This window comes from Ktedonobacter racemifer DSM 44963, assembly GCF_000178855.1.
In the GTDB taxonomy this organism is placed as follows: Bacteria; Chloroflexota; Ktedonobacteria; order Ktedonobacterales; family Ktedonobacteraceae; genus Ktedonobacter; species Ktedonobacter racemifer.
In genome coordinates, this window is the sequence record NZ_ADVG01000005.1 from 1134103 (window position 1) to 1151951 (window position 17849).

General features: G+C 56.2%; 11 protein-coding genes. 5 read left to right on the forward strand and 6 right to left on the reverse strand.

The window, feature by feature from the left end; genetic code table 11:
• Positions 1 to 285 precede the first annotated feature (285 nt).
• Complete coding sequence (locus KRAC_RS58955) at positions 286 to 1092, reverse strand: phytanoyl-CoA dioxygenase family protein (protein ID WP_007923327.1); 807 nt, start codon at positions 1090 to 1092, stop codon at positions 286 to 288.
• A 142-nt stretch (positions 1093 to 1234) separates the two neighbouring features.
• On the opposite strand from KRAC_RS58955, the gene KRAC_RS58960 reads away from it, so the two are divergent.
• The 4 genes from KRAC_RS58960 (at position 1235) to ilvD (ending at position 8079) form a co-directional block, all read left to right on the forward strand.
• Positions 1235 to 2242, forward strand: a complete 1008-nt coding sequence (locus KRAC_RS58960; RefSeq protein ID WP_007923329.1) for an AraC family transcriptional regulator — start codon at positions 1235 to 1237, stop codon at positions 2240 to 2242.
• A gap of 110 nt (positions 2243 to 2352) precedes the next feature.
• Positions 2353 to 5457: a family 78 glycoside hydrolase catalytic domain gene (locus tag KRAC_RS64820; RefSeq protein WP_007923330.1), complete on the forward strand. Its 3105-nt coding sequence runs from the start codon at positions 2353 to 2355 to the stop codon at positions 5455 to 5457.
• Between the two features lie 37 nt (positions 5458 to 5494).
• Complete coding sequence (locus KRAC_RS58970; RefSeq protein ID WP_007923331.1) at positions 5495 to 6304, forward strand: SDR family NAD(P)-dependent oxidoreductase; 810 nt, start codon at positions 5495 to 5497, stop codon at positions 6302 to 6304.
• 38 nt (positions 6305 to 6342) lie between these two features.
• Positions 6343 to 8079 (forward strand): dihydroxy-acid dehydratase, encoded by a 1737-nt coding sequence (gene ilvD / locus KRAC_RS58975; RefSeq protein ID WP_007923332.1) that lies wholly within the window; start codon positions 6343 to 6345, stop codon positions 8077 to 8079.
• A 48-nt stretch (positions 8080 to 8127) separates the two neighbouring features.
• Here ilvD and KRAC_RS58980 read toward each other — a convergent pair whose 3' ends face one another.
• Positions 8128 to 10899 carry an amino acid permease gene (locus KRAC_RS58980; protein WP_007923333.1) on the reverse strand — a complete coding sequence of 924 codons (2772 nt, stop codon included), beginning with the start codon at positions 10897 to 10899 and terminating at the stop codon, positions 8128 to 8130.
• Positions 10900 to 11022: 123 nt separating this feature from the next.
• Positions 11023 to 11289 carry a hypothetical protein gene (locus KRAC_RS58985; protein WP_007923334.1) on the reverse strand — a complete coding sequence of 89 codons (267 nt, stop codon included), beginning with the start codon at positions 11287 to 11289 and terminating at the stop codon, positions 11023 to 11025.
• Positions 11290 to 11503: 214 nt separating this feature from the next.
• Between KRAC_RS58985 and KRAC_RS64825 the strand changes: the two genes are divergently transcribed.
• Positions 11504 to 12265, forward strand: coding sequence for a phosphatase PAP2 family protein (locus KRAC_RS64825; RefSeq protein ID WP_007923335.1), 762 nt, complete (start codon positions 11504 to 11506; stop codon positions 12263 to 12265).
• 119 nt (positions 12266 to 12384) lie between these two features.
• Here the strand turns inward: KRAC_RS64825 and KRAC_RS58995 are convergent, their stop codons facing one another.
• From KRAC_RS58995 to KRAC_RS59005, 3 genes are read right to left on the reverse strand one after another with little or no spacing between them, the layout of a single operon-like run.
• Complete coding sequence (locus KRAC_RS58995; protein ID WP_007923336.1) at positions 12385 to 13278, reverse strand: hypothetical protein; 894 nt, start codon at positions 13276 to 13278, stop codon at positions 12385 to 12387.
• 2 nt (positions 13279 to 13280) lie between these two features.
• Positions 13281 to 15230, reverse strand: coding sequence for a cyclic nucleotide-binding domain-containing protein (locus KRAC_RS59000; protein ID WP_007923337.1), 1950 nt, complete (start codon positions 15228 to 15230; stop codon positions 13281 to 13283).
• A gap of 19 nt (positions 15231 to 15249) precedes the next feature.
• Entirely contained in the window at positions 15250 to 17691 is a 2442-nt protein-coding gene (locus KRAC_RS59005) for an FAD-dependent oxidoreductase (RefSeq protein ID WP_007923338.1), read from the reverse strand.
• Positions 17692 to 17849 lie beyond the last annotated feature (158 nt).

Genomic DNA, 17849 nt, shown 5'->3' on the forward strand with positions numbered 1-17849 from the left:
GTGCTACAAACTCACAACAATCCCATTTCGTGAATACAAACTGGAGATTAAATTTAGCTCATTATACAATAATACACAAGCGAGAGGACCCAGATCCAGATTAATAATACACCTGATAAGACCTGAAAAGCAGACAAACAAACGAGAAAGGAATAGAGCAAGCAATGAAGATTGAACTGTTTGTGGAGGAGAAATGCAGACCCTTTATTGCCAGCAGTCAGCCCACCAGCGTCCTCGTTGAGCAGAAAAAATGTGCCAGCCATGAGTATGGCTGGCACATTTTGATCAGGCACCTTCAAAATGCTCACGTAACGCGCCTGGATCAATGGCGGTATCTTTTACCTGGTAACGGTTGTCAGTCGAGAGACGCAGACGATCGGGCGTCAGGTTCGGAAGCGCCTTGTGAATGGTATAGGAGCGGAAGAAGAGCGCGTCGCCTGGGGCAAAGTCAGACGTATGCCAGGTAGCCTGAGACTCGTCAACGGGAACGCCACGCCCTCCCACTGCGCCTGGATGCTGCACGGTATGCTCGATATACCCTTGTTTATGGGAACCAGGCCAGACGGCCAACCCACCCAGCTCCATAGGGCACGCTCCCAGCGGCGTCCAACAGGAGTATGTCTCAACAGAGCCGCGAATATAGAAAAAATCCTGGTGCGCAGGCGTGGTCCAGTTGACAGAGCCGGGGAAGGTGATGCGTCCAATGCGACGCGGATGCACGAAAACCTCACCATCCAACAACTTCTGCGCGACCGCCATCAGACTGGTGTGCGCAGGGAAGTCGTGAAAGAGAGGCGTACGCAAGATCTTGCGATAGACATCCGTATACTCACGCATCCCCTCAGTCTTGGGCTCAACATCCGGATAAACAACAGCATCCATCAAGGGATAACGCGGATCGAGCCAACCCGCCTCATTGAGATGCTCCAGAACGGCACGACGCACCTCCAGTACGTCCTCCGCTAGAACCAACTCGCGAAAGAAGAGATAGCCATATTCATGCATCTGGGCACGCAGTGTCTCCGCGCTCTGCGTAGAATCAGCCTCAATAAACGGCGTATACTCGCGCCTCTCGGAAATGACTTCACTCATGTACAAACCTCCTATGAGTGTTGAGATATAATACATTCAACTCTATCGATGATAAAAGCATACGTGAGAATGGCGAAGATTGCTTGTCGATTTAGTGGAGCATTTTGGCATTTTCTCGGAGATCGCATAGAGGCAGGTGACGATGCGTGAGAAACGGGTCTATCTCTGGCAAAGTTCCACAGACCAGGACGAAGTTCAACGCTGCTGGTTTAATGACTTGAGTCATTGGCATAATAACGAGCTTGCACTCGCCATTCGGCAGGAGCTATACGATCAAGGTAGTGATACCGGGCAACATCGTCATGAAGACTTTTACGCCCTTTATATCGTGCGTAGTGGGCGCGGAATACATATAATCAACGGCCACCCCTATGGCATAACACGCGGTGATATCTACCTGATGCCCATTGGGGCAATACATGCCTACCGCGATTACCATATGCTCGCGATAGACGCGTTCTATTTTCAGCCTCATATATTTCTGCCGGAGGAGCTGACCGCCCTTCGCGAGCTGGTTGGCTTCTGGCATCTACTGATTACGTTCGAGGAACATATAACAGACAATACCCATCCTGCTGAACGTCTTGAACACCGCCTCCATCTCTCGCCAGAGCGCCAGCGTCTCCTTGATGAGATGCTTGATGAACTCAATACAGAATATAGTTCCACGCGGCTAGCCTCAACTTTGCTGACACGTGGCCTCTTTTTTCGCCTGCTAGTGCGCCTCGCCTATTGGCAGGGTGAATACACTCAAGAACAAGTAAAGCAACACAGTAGCGCACAAGGCTTAGAGGGAGAGAAGCAAGCACTTTACGCAATTGGTATGAGCGGCGTCTTACGCATTTGCGAGGAACATTTCCATGAGCCACTAAGCGTATCGCGACTCGCAAGCCACCTGTTTCTCTCACCGAGCCGTTTTAGCGAACTCTTCTTACGCGAGGTTGGGATGTCCCCGGCAGCCTACATCCGACGCCTACGCCTGGAACGCGCGCAGACCCTCTTGCGTAGCCGCACACTCACCTGTACTGAGATCGCGCACCAGGTCGGCTTTCGCGATAGAGCACAGCTTTCACGAGCTTTTCGCGACCTGTTTCACCTGTCGCCGAGCGCATACAGGGCCTCGTTTCGTTCAGTATCGAGGTCAGGCTAGCAGAAAAAGCACGCTACAAACTGTAGACTCAGCTTTTTTCTCCTGTTGCTTGCCCGCATCTTTATGCGATATGATCAAGTATTCTGTAGAGATTGGAGTCACAAACAGCTATGCAATTCTCGCCCGCAGCTAACTGGATCTGGGCAGAGGGGGAAGCCGCCCCACGTAATAAGTGGTATCGCTTCCGGCGCACATTCCAGTGCCCTGACAATGTCGCTCGCGCCAGGCTGCTCATCAGTGCCGATAGCCGTTATGAATTGTACACAAATGGCACGTGGCTGGGAGTAGGACCCGGACGTGCCTATCCCTGGAACTACAGTTACGATGAATATGACCTCACCGCTCAATTGCAACCCGGGGCAGAGAACATCCTGGGCATGCTCGTTGTGCATTGGGGAGATCATACCTTCCAATATATCCGTGGGCGAGGGGGACTCCTGTGTGAGCTCATCCTTGAGCTGCACGATGGAACAGCCATCCATATCGGCAGCGATGACACCTGGCAGGTTGCCCCAGAGGAGGCCATGCGTGCACAGACGCCTCGCATCTCACTTCAACAAGGGTACGAAGAACAGTACGACGCCCGCCACACCGAACCCGACTGGCTCACAACGGTCTATAATGCGCATCACTGGTCGATGGCCAGAATCATTGGACCAGTTGGGAGTGCGCCCTGGACAGACTTGCAGGAACGCAGTATTCCTTTCTTGAGTTGTGATGATGTTGCTCCCGTTCGTGTCCTGGCCGCCGAACTGGCCCGTCCACGAGCCGGGTATCGCTGGACGTTTGACCTGCGTCACTATTTTGATCTTGCGCGCGACGGCATTCGCGCCAATCCTCCTGAGATCTCAGGCCATGCCTTTGCGACCGAGATTATTGCAGAACACCCCTGCACAATAACGATCTCTTCTCCTGGAGACTATGAAGCCAATGTCTGCGTGTTGCGTGGACAGCGCATTGGTGAGCTTCCCGCAACCGTGGAGCTACACCAGGGGAAAAATCTGTTCGTTATTACCGGCACTCCCTGGCCAGCACTTTATTTTGCCACCGAAGAACAATTAACCTTCGATGCCTCTCGCCTCACAACGTCGACCAGGACAACGCCCTGTCCCTGGGCCTTTCTTGGCCCCTTCGACACCCACACATCAATAAGAAACCAGCTCATGCAAGCCAAACACGTTGAAGAGTTGCCAACGCTTCCGGTACATCCACTCACCGAGGCCGATAACCTGGAGGACATTTACCTGCTCACCAGCCAGCAGCACTTTCTCTTGCCTGCCAGCGGCTTCTGTGATCCTGCCATCGCCGGGCCTCAGCCGCGTCAAGCGCTCCCCGAGCTCACAGCTCCTATCATCGAACATCCAGCGCACCTGCTGCACCAGAACACTCTCACGACCACGCTCTTACCCCAGACAGAAGGGGATACCCACCTGGTGATCGATTTTGGGCGGGAGCTGGTTGGCTACCTGCTCTTCGAGCTTGACGCGCCCGAAGGCACCATTATCGACGCCAATCTGTTTGAAGGCATTGATGAAGGCGGCATTTTCTGGACGCAGTATCTGCGCAACAGTCTACGCTATATTTGCCGCCAGGGGAGACAAACCTTTCGCTCACACGTCCGGCGCGGCTTTCGCTACCTCTCGCTCACCGTGCGGGCCGATGCTCCGGTAAAGATTTACAACGTGCGCTGTCTCCAGAGCACCTATCCTGTGGAAGAGCGAGGACGTTTCGCCTGTAGCGACGCGCTCTTGACCCAGATCTGGCAGGTCGCCGCCTATACAGTTCAGTTATGTATGGAGGATACCTATACCGATTGCCCAGCCTACGAGCAGACCTTCTGGGTGGGTGATGCACGCAACTCAGCCCTCGTCAATGCCGTGGCCTTTGGAGCTTATGAACTCACCGAGCACTGCTTGCGCCTCACCGCCGAATCGCTCTCACCCAATATCGACCGCATCAAACCACCCCGTGTGCTCAATCGCCCTGGCCTGGCGGTCAGCCATGCCGCCAGTGGCTGGTTCGATGAAATTCCAATGTGGACCTTCCTCTGGCTCTGGAATGTCCAGGAGCACTATCACCTGACCGGGGACCTCACAGCCCTGCAAGAACTCTACCCAGCGGTACGCGAATGCCTCTCACGCATCCTCAGCTTCTTAACCGAAAGGGACCTGGTCGACATTCCTGATGTCTGGAACCTTGTCGACTGGTCCGCCATGGACCTGGTCCGCTATGGCGAGGTTACTAGCAGTAATGCACTCCTGGTCGAAAGCCTGCGCCGAGCCGCTAGCATGGCCAAAATTCTGCTCGCCAATGCAGATACGCAAGATATGGTTCAGCTTCAAGCCGAGGCAGAGCAGTATCGGACAATGGCAGAGCGTGTGTATCAGGCCATCAATCGCTATTGCTGGTCGGAGGAGCAGGGGGCATATGTGGACACCTTGCGCGATGAGAAGGCCTATACCCGCCATCAGGACCGCCTGGATAAAGAGGGTGTAGACCTGCAAACCTTTCTGCTGGCTAGCCGTGTCAGCGAGCCAACAAACACCCTGGTCCTACTCTGCAATTGCGCTCCTCCAGAGCGTGTGAGCAAGATCTTCCCCCTGGTACAGAAGGCAGGAGAAGGAAAGTTTATTGGGAGTAATCCAGGCGAGGCTCCCTCCTGGCCCGCCGAGAAGGTGGTCCCGGTTGGCAGTCCCTGGTTCCTGTTCTTTACCCTGGAGACGCTTCTGGCACAGAATGAAGTTGAGCTGGCAATTCGTATCATTCGCGAGCAATGGGGGCGTATGCTGGAAAAAGGGGCCACCACATTCTGGGAAACCTTCCCCGCGGAAACTGGTGAGCACTGGAGCCGCAGCCTCTGCCACGGCTGGTCGGCTGCTCCTGCCTACTTCCTCTCTACCCTCGTCCTGGGTGTCTCACCAATTACGCCCGGCTATGAACGAGTACGCATCGCTCCACGCCACTGCGGCCTGACGTGGGCCAATGGGTATGTGCCTACGCCTCGGGGCGACATCGCAGTAGAGTGGAAACAGATCGATGACGCCTGGGAAGTTCAAGTACACCTGCCCGACGGCATCACTGGCGAGCTACAATTTGATGAGGGAACAAGCCTGCAACACCTTACTGGAACTCAGGGTGAACTTGAACAGAGAGACGGGGCCACCCTCGTTACCCTACACCAGGGAGGCACAACTCGCTATCGCGCGACAAAATAAAAAAGACAAGCAAAACAGCCAATGAAGGAGGAAACATGTGAATACATTTGCAGGGAAAGCCGTGCTTGTTACCGGGGCCGGGACAGGGATCGGCTATGCACTCTGCCAGGCCTTCGCCAGCGAGGGCGCCGCGGTCGCCTTAAATGATATCGACCCGGATCTCTGCGCGAGGGCCGCACAGCAGATAAACAGCGCAGTGGGAGCCGAGCGAGTCGCGCCCTACGCGGGCGATATCGCCGATGTAGAGGCCATCCGCAGCATCTTTCAACGCTTTACCGAAGCCGCTGGCAGGCTGGATATTGTGATCGCGAATGCTGGCATCACCAACTATGGGAACTTCCTTACCTATACGCCCGATGCCTTCGACCGTCTGACCAGCGTCAACCTGCGCGGAAGTTTCTTTACCGCCCAGACCGCCGCCAACAGTATGATCAAGGCCCGCATTCCTGGTCGCATTATTTTGATGTCTTCAGTCACTGGCATTCAAGCTCACGCGAACTTGGAGGGATATGGCATTACCAAGGCAGGCATCCGCATGATGGCGCGAGGAATCGCGCTGGACCTGGGGAAGTATGGCATTACCGTCAACGCCATCTGTCCGGGGGCGACGCTCACGGAACGCACCCTCCTGGATGACCCCAACTATGAAGCGAACTGGGCCGGTGTGACGCCAACAGGACGCGTGGGAAATGTCGAGGATATTGTCGCCGCCGCCCTCTATCTCGCCTCGCCCCAGGCGCGCCATGTTACCGGGCAGACCCTGGTCGTCGATGGTGGCTGGACCCTGCAGAGCCCCCTACCCAGCGCACATCCAGACCTGCCCGAGTATTCTTCCCAATTGCGATAGATGCACCACCAGTAGAGCAAGCAAAGGAGCGAAAAACAGTGCCGATAGATCCGAAAAAACTACGTAGTCAGCGCCTACGGGCGGTCAATCACCAGGGCGATGCCTTGCGTATGGGCATGAACTGGACCGAGGAAGACCTGGGCAAGCCCCAGGTGCTTGTCGATAGTGCCTATGGCATGGGACATCCAGGCACCTTTCATTTTCGCTCGCTCGTCGAGGAGGTCAGTAATGGCGTCTTTGAGGCGGGCGGCAAGCCAGGGGTTTTCACCGTCAGCGACATCTGCGATGGCGTCGCCCAGGCGCACGCGGGGATGTCTTACTCCCTGGTATCGCGCGATATCATGGCGGCCATGATCGAGATCCATGCCCTTGGACACCCGCACGACGGCATGGTCCTGGTCTCTGGTAATGATAAGTCTGTGCCCGCACACCTGCTGGCCATCGCGCGTTGCAACCTGCCCGCCATTCATCTCCCCGGAGGCACGCAACTTAACGCCCCCGATTATGTGACCTCGAATCATCTCTGGCCCATGGGCATGGCGGTCGAACGCGGCGAACTCCCCAGGGAGGACTTTGAGCAAGCGGAGCATGGAGCCTGCCCCACCTGTGGGGCCTGCCAATTTATGGGCAGTGCCAGCACAGGTCAGGTCATCTCCGAGGCGCTGGGTCTGGCCCTGCCTGGCTCGGCCCTTGTGCCAGCGCCCCTCACCCAGTTGCTGCGCTATGCCCGAGCCACGGGGAAGCAACTCCTCAGACTGATTGAGGAAGAGATCACGCCTCGCCGCATCCTGACGCGCGAGGCCTTTGAGAACGCTATCATCATTCACGCAGCCGTGGGTGGCTCAACGAATATGCTCCTGCACCTGCCACTCATCGCACGTGAGGCTGGCGTCGATATTAGCATCGACGACTTTGATCATATTCATCGCCAGGTCCCTGTGCTAGCCAACGTTAAGACCACCGGGCGCTACCCGGTCGAGTATTTCTGGTATGCAGGTGGAGTGCCAGCCGTCATGCTTGAACTGCGCGACATGCTGCACCTGGATTGTCTGACCGTCACCGGCAAGACTGTGGGAGAGAACCTGGAAGAGATAGAACACAGCCGCTTCTTCGCTGAGCGCATTGGCTACCTGCACAACGTCAAGGTCTCGCGCCGTGAAGTGCTGCGCCCGCGCTCAGATCCCTTTGGTCCCGATGGGGGGATCGCGGTGCTACGCGGCAACCTGGCCCCGGGAGGAGCCGTCATTAAGGCCTTTGCGGTTCCTAAAGAGATGCACATTCATACTGGACCCGCACGAGTCTTTGACTTTGAAGGCGAGGCCCTGGCCGCCCTGCGCGAGCGCAAGATCATCCCTGGCGATGTTGTCGTCATTCGCTATGAGGGGCCACGGGCTAATGGCATGCCCGAGATGTATTTTGCCTCGACCCTCATCGCCGACGATCCCGTGCTCAACACCACTACAGCCCTGATTACGGATGGACGCTTCTCTGGCGCCATGAAGGGTCCGTGTGTGGGACATATTACGCCCGAGGCCCTCGATGGTGGTCCTATCGCGCTTATTGGAGAGGGCGACCTGATCGAGATTCATATTCCCGAACGGCGACTGGCAATTGTGGGTGTCCAGGGGCAACCACTCCCCCAGGAGCAGATAGCGAGTATCCTGAGCGAGCGTCGCGCGCACTGGACGCCACCTGCATCCCGCCACAGCAGCGGCATTCTTTCACTCTATGCACGGGTCGCACGCGGCGCCTCTGAAGGCGCCTCCATGACATAAACATCTCCTTTCAACCCTGACATGGATCAAGGAACACGCACACGCTTCTTACTCAGAAGGCTCACGCTGCGATTGAGGAAGTACAATTGCCTCTAAGTCAGCATCTGTCGTACGCTGCTGGGTCTGGAGCACCTGGAGGAAGGCGCGTATAACAGCCGGGTCGAAGCGTGTTCCTGCACAGCTCACTAGCTTCTGGCAGATCGCGGTCTCGCTTCTGGCAGTGGAGCATAAGCACAAAGTATCATAGGCATCGACAACGGCCACGATACGGGCCGCTAGGGGAATCGCCTCCCCACACAGACCATGAGGATAGCCCAGTCCATCCCAACGCGCATGATGCGCTTCTATAGCTGGAGCTACAAGCGAGAAGATATCGCCAGCCTCCGCCACAATCGCCTTTCCATAGGCTGTATGTTTACACAGGTCAGTAGCATTTGCTTCCTGCCTTAATGGGCAAGTATCAGCCAGCGCCAGCATGCCGATGTCATGTAGCATAGCTGTCAGGCGCGTCACGAGCACCATGCTACCAGCGGATTGCATATTTCTGGCCACCATCACCGCAAGCGAGGCGATGCGCTGCCCCTGCTCGTAGAGCTGTGGGTCCTTTACCATTAATAGCCCTAGCAAGGCATGTGTCTGTAAGCTGGCCATACTGGCCACCGGGCCAGTATGGGTTACCGGGGAAGATAGAGCGCCTGTATCCAGCCCGGCGATACGTACACAATTGCGCCCCCCCTGCTTCGCCTGGTACATCAAACGATCAGCGGCTTCAAGCAACGTGCCCCGGTTAGCACCGTGGAATGGATATAAGACAACACCGGTACTCGCCGTCAGGCGCACATACACCGGAGGGCTATGCTCATTTGGACTCCAGGCATGTAATGCCTGCTGAAGCTGAACACGAACATGCTCAGCAAGTTCGCCTGCCTGCAACAGCGAGATGTTGGGCGCAATCACGACAAACTCTTCGCCTCCATAGCGACCCACAACGGCCTGGGGCGATACCGCCTGGCGCAAATTTTCGCCCACCTCGTGCAAGAAAAAATCGCCCGCTTGATGACCCCAGGTATCATTGACATGCTTAAAACTATCCAGGTCAATAAACAGAAGCGCACATGTCTCGCCCCGCTCTCGACTCTGTGCTAACAGCTCATCGAGCGCGTTCATCAAAGCGCGATGGTTGGGCAGCCCGGTCACCGGATCAGTCACGGCTAATTGTGCATGCTGCCGGAAGAGCGTATCGCGTTCTTGTAGCAGCGCTTGTTGCCTCTGGGCGAGAATAATCTTCTCATCATAGGCCTTTTGCAGCTGACTTCGTAGCGTACGAGCATAATCATTTTTCGCGTGCAGGTCATAGGTGAGCCGCCACTGGCGAGGCAATTCAGCCCCCAGCCATCCCAGAAGCAGCACCACACCAGTAAAGGAGGCAATCGTAAACGTCCAGTGCGAGGGCGAAAGCAGATGAGGTATCCAGGAAGAGGTGAGAACAAGGATACCACCCAACAAGGTCGTCAGCACACCCACCACAGTCACACCAAGGACGCGCCCCATGATTCGCCAGGGCACTCTTCTCTGGCGCTCGCGCAAGCGAAGAAATGCCCGTGGCCTGGTAATACATGTCCAGATGAGGAGTCCGTACAGCAGCAGAGTCGCCATCGACCAGATAACAGCCGCAAGGGCCTGCAGGACCACATTCACAATCTTCCCAGGAAGAGCTATCCATGCAGAGGGGCTGGAGAAACTATAAAGAGGAACATAGATGAGGGAAAATATCAGGCCGCACAGCAGCGCCAGCGTCAGAACGCTAGCGAAGGGGGCCCCTTTCCAGGAGAGACGACCAATACCCCTTGGCAAAAGGCGATCATAGGCCATGAATATCAACATACGCGAACAGACCAGGAAAACGGCGATAGAGATAGCAATTTGACAGAAGCCTAACAGGATGAGAAAGAGGGCGCCAGCCTGGGGGCCAAAACTATTTTGTACCGCGAGCAGCATGGCATCAAACGCCTCTACATGTTCATATGGGACGACGACCAGGACACCAAAGGTAGCAATGACATACGCTACGAAGATCAGGGCACACGCCCACCAGATAAAGCGTCCCGTCCGCATTCGTGCCTCGTCATTATCGTCACACACCTCTTTGCCCATGATAAAAGGCCAGTCGACACCCATAAAAGCCCACATGACAATGCCATAGATCCCAATGTGTTGTCTGATAGAAGGCCAGCCATGCCACACTGGCCAGGTGGCATGAAAGGGATGCCCCTGCCACAACCACCACATACCCGCCGCTCCAACGGCAAGGAACAATGAGATATAGAGGCCAGCCCCCAGCAGCAACATATGTTTAAGATAACGTAATGGCACCAGCGCAAGCGCGGCACAGAACAACACCAGGAACATCTGGGCACAGTAGAGTGTCAAAGGATTATCAAACCAGTGAGGCTCAAAATCCGTAATAAGAATCAGCGCTCCTTGTAAAATAGTCAGGATCACAAAAACACCATATAAGCAGGTAAAGGCGCCAGTGATCTCACCCCAGCGCAGACCACCCAACTTTCTAATCCAGATATAGTGCCCTCCATGAAATGAGAGATGTACCGATAGCCAGCGAGAGACATAAGCTGAGGGGAGCAGAAAACAGAGGCCAATCAGCCAGTAGCTAAAGGTCTCCAACGTCCCTGTCTGCACAGAGTTGACACACAAGAAATAGAGGACAATCAACACCGACATAGCAGCGAGATCGCGAGCGCGCAACTCTTGAGGAAGTTTCTGTTTTTCTGGTGCTTCTCTTATTTCATCTCCAGCAAGCATAGAAGGATATCCTCATGTGTATAAGCTCGTCTCCAACTGTGGAGACGAGCTACCTTCATCCCTTGATCCCAACAGCGCGCAAACCATGTTGAGCTGCCCCTTCACGCTGCATGTGCGCGTACACTACCAGTAGTAGGGATAGTAATAATGGTGATAGTAGTAGAAGGGGTGATAGTAGTAGAAGGGTCGATAATAGAAGAAGGGTCGGGAATAGCCATGCCCTCTATACCAGCTACCATACCCTCCATACGGCCACCAGGCTGTTCCGGCTGCGCTTCCTGTGCTTGTGGTCACGCTTGAGGTTGAGGCAGATGCAGGTGTTGCCATACCAACCATCAAGAGCAACGCAAACGCAGCGCTCATGAGGAAAAGACACAACATCTTTCTCATGGTGCAATCCTCGTTTTCGGTGCTTTGTTATATAGCGCTATCTTTGCTTCAAGCTCTACCAGATGGATCTACGCTTGCCTATACTTGCCTTTCCATTATAGGGAGCAGCAAAAGCTCAGGGGCCAAATGTGTAAGACATGCCCTACTGCATCTATACGCTATCTGAACAACGTATCCAATAGCAGAACATACAGCAATCAAGGAGGAACGTTCTATGGAACAATCTGCATCACATTCAGGGGAGGAAACAAAGAGGGGCCTGGTAAGCGGCCCGGCTCTTGCTTTATGGCTTGTGGGACTCATCTCACTCGCAATTCTTGGGTTTCTCGTCTCTATTCACCCAACGTTCTGGCCTCTTGAAAAAAATGTGGCGGATTTTATTCAGGGTCCCCATGCCATACCCTGCCACTTTTCGCCAAACGCACGCACGTGGATCGATACTGCCTCTGACTACGTCAATACATTTAATGATCCAATTCCATCAGTCATCATTCCCGGCATCCTCGGCATTGTGTTTCTGCTCTTTCGCGGCTGGATCGAGACGCTGGTCATGTGGATAACGGTGGCGACAGCCAGCGTCGTCTGGGGCGGATTAACCATCCTGGTGGGTCGCCCACGCGCTACACCCGCCGATGGCATCTGTATGCATCGCCTGATCCAGGCCTATAGCTTCCCCTCTGGACATGTCATGCACGATGTTGCCTTGTGGGGCTTTGTCTTCTACCTGACGCTTACCAGACCTGCGCGCACTTCGGCGTTGCGCTGGCTACTACCCATTCTACAGATACTCATGGTCATCTATGTCCTTATCGTTGGCTACGCGCGTATAGAGGCAGGCGAGCATCACTTTTTTGACGTCCTGGGTGGCTACCTGGCTGGCCTGCTCTGGCTGGGTATTGGCATTGCCGCCTATCAATGGCTTAAATATCGCTGGGAGCAGCGCCTGGCGCGCCGACACAAGGTGCAAACCGCATAAGCATCTTCGTCGTTAACGGCTGATTTCGCGCCTGCGGCGCTCAAAGTAAAGTGGGTGTGGATAAAAAACGGGAAGGGCTTTGCCCCTCCCGTTTTTTACCCACACCCACCTACCTTACTCTACAGTGGGCGGGTGTGAATCAGGCCTAGCAGGACGCGGATCAGCTCGGCAATGGCATGATAGGAGATGACGAGCAGGATCAGCGGCACCAGGACCATGTGGATACGGCGCCAGGTCTTGAAGATCAGGCGCGCCCGGGTCTGCACCTGGAGCGAGGCGGCGAGGCGCGCATGCTCCGCCAGGGCCGCGTGAGCGCGCTGAAAATCCGCTTGCTCCTGCGCGGGAAGCGTGGGAAGGTCCGTTGGTAGCAGCCCGACACACGCCAGGGCGCGCTCACAGTACTGCTTAAAGGCATCCGACTTCCCCGCGTTTAGGCGCTCAATGATATACTCCAGCTCGGAGAGGCGCGCCGGGATGGCCTTGGCGATACCCACACCGTTTGTACTCGCGTCCTGGGCGATCATCTTTGTCTGCCAGCTATCCAGCAGACGTCCGACGATCCCACTGAACACGAGAAAGATCAGGCCATAGAGCGAGGGCAGGGCCAGATATTTATCCGTGAGGCAACTCACACCGCTACACTCAAAGTGCAGGATATAGCGGAAATCGGCATGGAGCAGGGCCAGCATAATGGAGGCGATCCCCACCCACATATGCGCCCAGACCCAGTTCTGCGCCTTCCAGGGCAGGCCATGAAAGAAACGCGCCCGTAGCGAGTACGCGGCGACGCCCAGGATCATGAGATAGGACATCACGCCACAGCGAAACACCACGTCGAAGAAGGGACCTTTGAAGAAGCGCGCCTTCTCGTGTAGAAGCAAGAGGTAGAGAATATAGAAGAGCGCGGTATAGCCTGCGGCGAAGAGCAGCCAGTACAAAGCCGCCTTTGACGTCGGAGTGTGCCAGATGCGCGCCACTGCCTTCTTGCCGGGCGTCTTGGTCGAAACAGCCATGGTTAACGCTCCTGAGATGTAGTAAGATTGAGAATGTCTTCGGTGGAACCAAAGAACTGGCCCGGTTGCACGCGGAAGGCCGCGCCCGTAGGGCAAGCTTGCACACAGGCCTGATTGCTATATCCCGCGCAGAGGTCGCACTTGATCGCCAGTTTTTTGCGCACTTCGGCAATGGCATCAGAGCCATCGGCGGGCGTCAGGGGGCCAGGCATCGCGAACTGCTGCGCCATAGGGAGCTGGCGCTTGCCATATTCTCTGCCAACGCCTTTCGAGAAGAAGCGCGTGAAGCGCTCCCAGGTTGAAGAGGGAGCAGCCTCCTGCTCGTTCAGTGAGATAATGGAGATGTTGTCATAGGGGCAACGCTCGGCACAAATGCCACAGCCGATACAGCTCTCGGTAATATAGACCTCGCCGCTAGGCAGGCGTGCAATACCAGCGCGGCTACAAAGCAGGCAGACGGGGTCCTGGCAGTGACGACAGGCGGTGGCCACACTGATATTGCCTACGACCATACCACGACGGTTCATGCGCGAGTGTCCATGCCTGCGCTCGCACGCTTCCTCGCACTTATCACAGTGGACGCATTTATCCAGATCGATGACCAGCACTTCGGTCCCCTCAACGACTCCGCCACCGACCAGGGCGCGCAAACCAGCCCTGGCCTCCGCCTCGGCCAGGGCCTGTGTCTGCCCACGCAAGAGGAGGTCACGCGGCCCGATGAAGGTCTGGGCCGCGTCCGCCATCACCCGATACTCCTGCAAGCGATGCATAAAGCGCTGGTTGACCTCGGGATAGCGCGAGAGAATCACGAGCATATCTTCGCGCCGGATCTCCGCCAACCGCACACGGTTAATCGCAGTCGCCGTTACCGCTTTCCCATCGCCGAGCATGTCCAGGCCTCCGGCGAAATAGTCGCCATTCTGGCGGTAGGCAATGATGCGCTCTTTTCCCTGACCAGGATGAGAACCTGAGGACATGCGCGCCACCTTCACAAAGCCGTCCAGAATGACATGTAGCGCCTCACGCGCCGGTTGTGCCTCCTCCCTATCGGCGAAAAGCACTTCGTCGCGCTCGTAGTTTCTAAAGCGCACTTTACTCGCCAACCAGTGCATATCCTGGTCCGCAACCCCCTGGAAGAGGGCCATACGCTTGAGGATACTGACAATCGAGCGGGTGTTATGCAGGTTCTCAAAGTAGTGGCGCACCGAGGGCGCGACCTCCATCATGCGCTGGATCACCTGCTCGGGAACCTCAAGCACCATGGCCGTGGTCTGCGCCTTGACGGTGGCTGTCCGCTGCTGGCCCGTCAGCATTCCACGCTCACCCACAAATTCGCCACGCCCAAGCACCGCTATGGGCAGTTCCTGTCCCAAAGGGCCAAGTGTGCTCGTCATGAAGCGCCCATCAAGGATAAAGTACATCTCCCGACCATAGGTACGCTCCTGAATGAGGATGGAATCAGGCACCAGTGAGAGGAGTTTGGAACTGCTCAACAGGTGTTTGAGGTAATTATCTGGCACCAGTTGCGAATCACCAAACATGGGTTGCTCACGCAGGCGGCTCAGTAGCAAGGGGAGCGTCCACCCCTGGGGGAGATACTCAAGCACCAGGCTCATATCCACGTTACGATCCCAGGAGATCCCCAGGCGCTGTTTGAGCGAGAGCATAAGCAGATCACGATGGTTGTTGACCGGACAGACCGGCACACACGAGCCACACATGACGCACTCCTGCGTAAAACGCGCCACGTGAGGCGCGACCTCATCCGAGATCGTGGCCAGGTTGAGATCGGCGATATTGACCTGCGACGAGAGCGGGAGCGGGCATGCTCGCATACAGCGGTCGCAGCCGATACACATATCAATCTCAAAGCGCACCTCATTCTCGGTGAGTGGAGTGAGATGACTGCGATGCTGCACGCCAATCATGGGCAGGGCGGTTGGTTTCTGCATAGGCTTTCTCTCAACTCTCTTATTGTGGTGAGCCGCAACTGGGGCAGAAGCGCGCCTGAGGGGACACGAGTGACGCGCCACACTGGCGGCAATACGCCGTCTTCGCCGCTGTCCCGGCGCGTACAGGCTCGCTACCGGGCACTGCTACAGCTTGCATGACGGGTATTCCCTTTCCTCCACCGCGAACAGGCAGCGGTGAGCGTGGCTGTTGATAGTTCAGGAAATAAGCCCTCACATTCCCCAGTTCAACTGCGGCCTCGTGGGTCAGAGGGTAGACCGACGTAATCTTGTGATGATTCACACGCACCCCATTGCCACTCTGAAGGTCGCGAATATAAAAACTATTAAGACCATTAAGGCCATCGGGTCCAGGGAAAATGGCGGCGTGTTTGCGTGAGATGGACATCTCCTGGAGCGTAATATCGTTCCCTTGCTCCCGACCAATGGTGACCTGCCTCTCTAGAGGCAGAGCAAAGACCAGGGGATGGCCATTAAGTACACATACCAAGGCTGGCCCCTGGCGCAGAGGCGCCAGGAGATTAGCCGGAAGGGGGGTAGCAACACCAGGCAACGAGAGAGAACCATCGCTGGCAAGCACTGGCTGTCCCTGGGACAAGGCTGGTACAGGAGCGTGAATCACCGTCTGCTCACCCACCCCTGCGATCGCGGACGAGAACGTAAGTATATTCGCGGCCGAGCCTGGTGTGGCATTAAAGAAGGCTTGCTTCTGCTCTTTATTGAGCAGGACAGATTCAGCGGGGTCAACTGTTTGCAGTTTCAAAGCAAATTTCACCGAGCCAAACTGGACCTGGTTCTCTGGCGCAATTACGGTCAGGCTATTGGGCACCACCCGCTGCTCATTTACCTGCGTCCCATTCTTACTTCCCAGATCGCGCAACACATACTGCCCATTGGCGTAGCTAATCTCCGCATGGCGACGTGAGATCGTATTATGATTAATGACCAGGCTCGACCCCTCCAGCCGGCCAATGGTAACGACCCGCGTCTGACTGAGATAGGTATCGGTTAGGGGAGGTGTGATTGATAGCGGATTCACAGGCACCAGCCGGGCCTCGCGCAGAGTCGGCGCGGTTCCAGGCTTGTCAGTGGCGGGCTTCACTTCAGGCACAACCCCGGTCGCGTAAGCCATGCGCTGGACGGCGACCGCGCCCTCGCGATTGACCCCAAGCAGCGGAGGCGGCACCCCCTGCGTATCCAACCAGGCTCCCAGGTGAAAATCAGGGGCGAAGAGGCGTGAGACGACCGGGGAGAGATTCACGCTGTGATCGATAGCACGTTTATAGGTCAGCACACTCCTACGGTCACCCAGGGCCACCATCCCCACGGGGACGCCTTGCTTTAAAATAACCTTCTGATAATGGCGAGGTTGGGGATCAGCGACCAGTTCCTGGTAGTTCTTCTCACCCCTGGGAACCGTTGAGATGCCCACCGAGGCGAAATCAAGTCCATAGAGGAAGGTGGCGTTATAAAAGTTGCCGAAGCGGAAGAGGTGTTCTGTGTCCAGCAGATCGAGCATGCTATACGCGGCGGCACGCGCCTGCTGCACCGAGGGATACCACTGCCCAATCACACGCGCCTTGCCCGTAATGGGATCAGCGGTCTCAATCAGGTCGCCTGCCGCAAAAATATCTGGCACATTGGTACGCATCGCGCCATCGACCTTGACCCCACGCCCACAGGCGATGCCCGCGCTCTTCACGAAGTCGATGATTGGTTCAATGCCAATGCCCAGCAAGACGATCTCACAGGGGATATGCTGCCCCGTCGTCGTGATCACACCAGTCACCTGCCCATTTTGCCCACAGACCTCGGCGATCTCCTGCTCGGTGCGCACATCGACGCCCTCACGCCTCTCCTGCTGTAGAACCAGGTCGGAAGCCACGGGGTCCAGTACCTCGGACCAGAGGGTGCGTCGGCGTAAGAGGTGCGTTACCTCGTACCCACGATGGCGCAGCGTCTCGATAGATTCAAGTGCCAGCGTCCCGCTCCCCACAACCACGATACGGCGCGCGTTATTCAGCCGTACCAGCACGCGCTGGTAGTCGGCGACAGTGCGCAACGTCGTGACACCCGCCAGGTCGACGCCAGGGCAGGTCAGTGAGGTCGCACGCGCGCCATGCGCCAGCAGTAAGCGCGAGTAGGCAAGCGTCGCCCCACTGCGTAGCGCCAGGGTGTGCTCTCCTGGCCTGATAGCCATAACGCGGTCGGTCACAAAACGAATGTGACGATCGGGATAGAAACTGATGGGGCGCGCCCAGAGCTTCTCCTCACGAATTTTGCCGCCCAGGTAGTCCTTAAGCGCGGGGCGGTAGAAGACGGGAGTCGGCTCCTCCGCAACCACAGTAATCTCTGCGGCCCTATCTTCCGCGCGTATGACCTCCGCGGCGGTCGCGCCCGCGATTCCATTGCCAATGATGACATATGCTTGCTGCGTTGCCATTACATCCCCTGATAAAAGTAGTAGAACCAACGCGAACGAGAAGTAACAATATGAAAAGTTCAGCTTCTCATAAAATCACATTATAAACGGGCTGAGAAGGCCTTTTTGGGCATTATTTTCAGTAAAGGAGAATGACTTGGGAGGCCCTGACTGCCTGC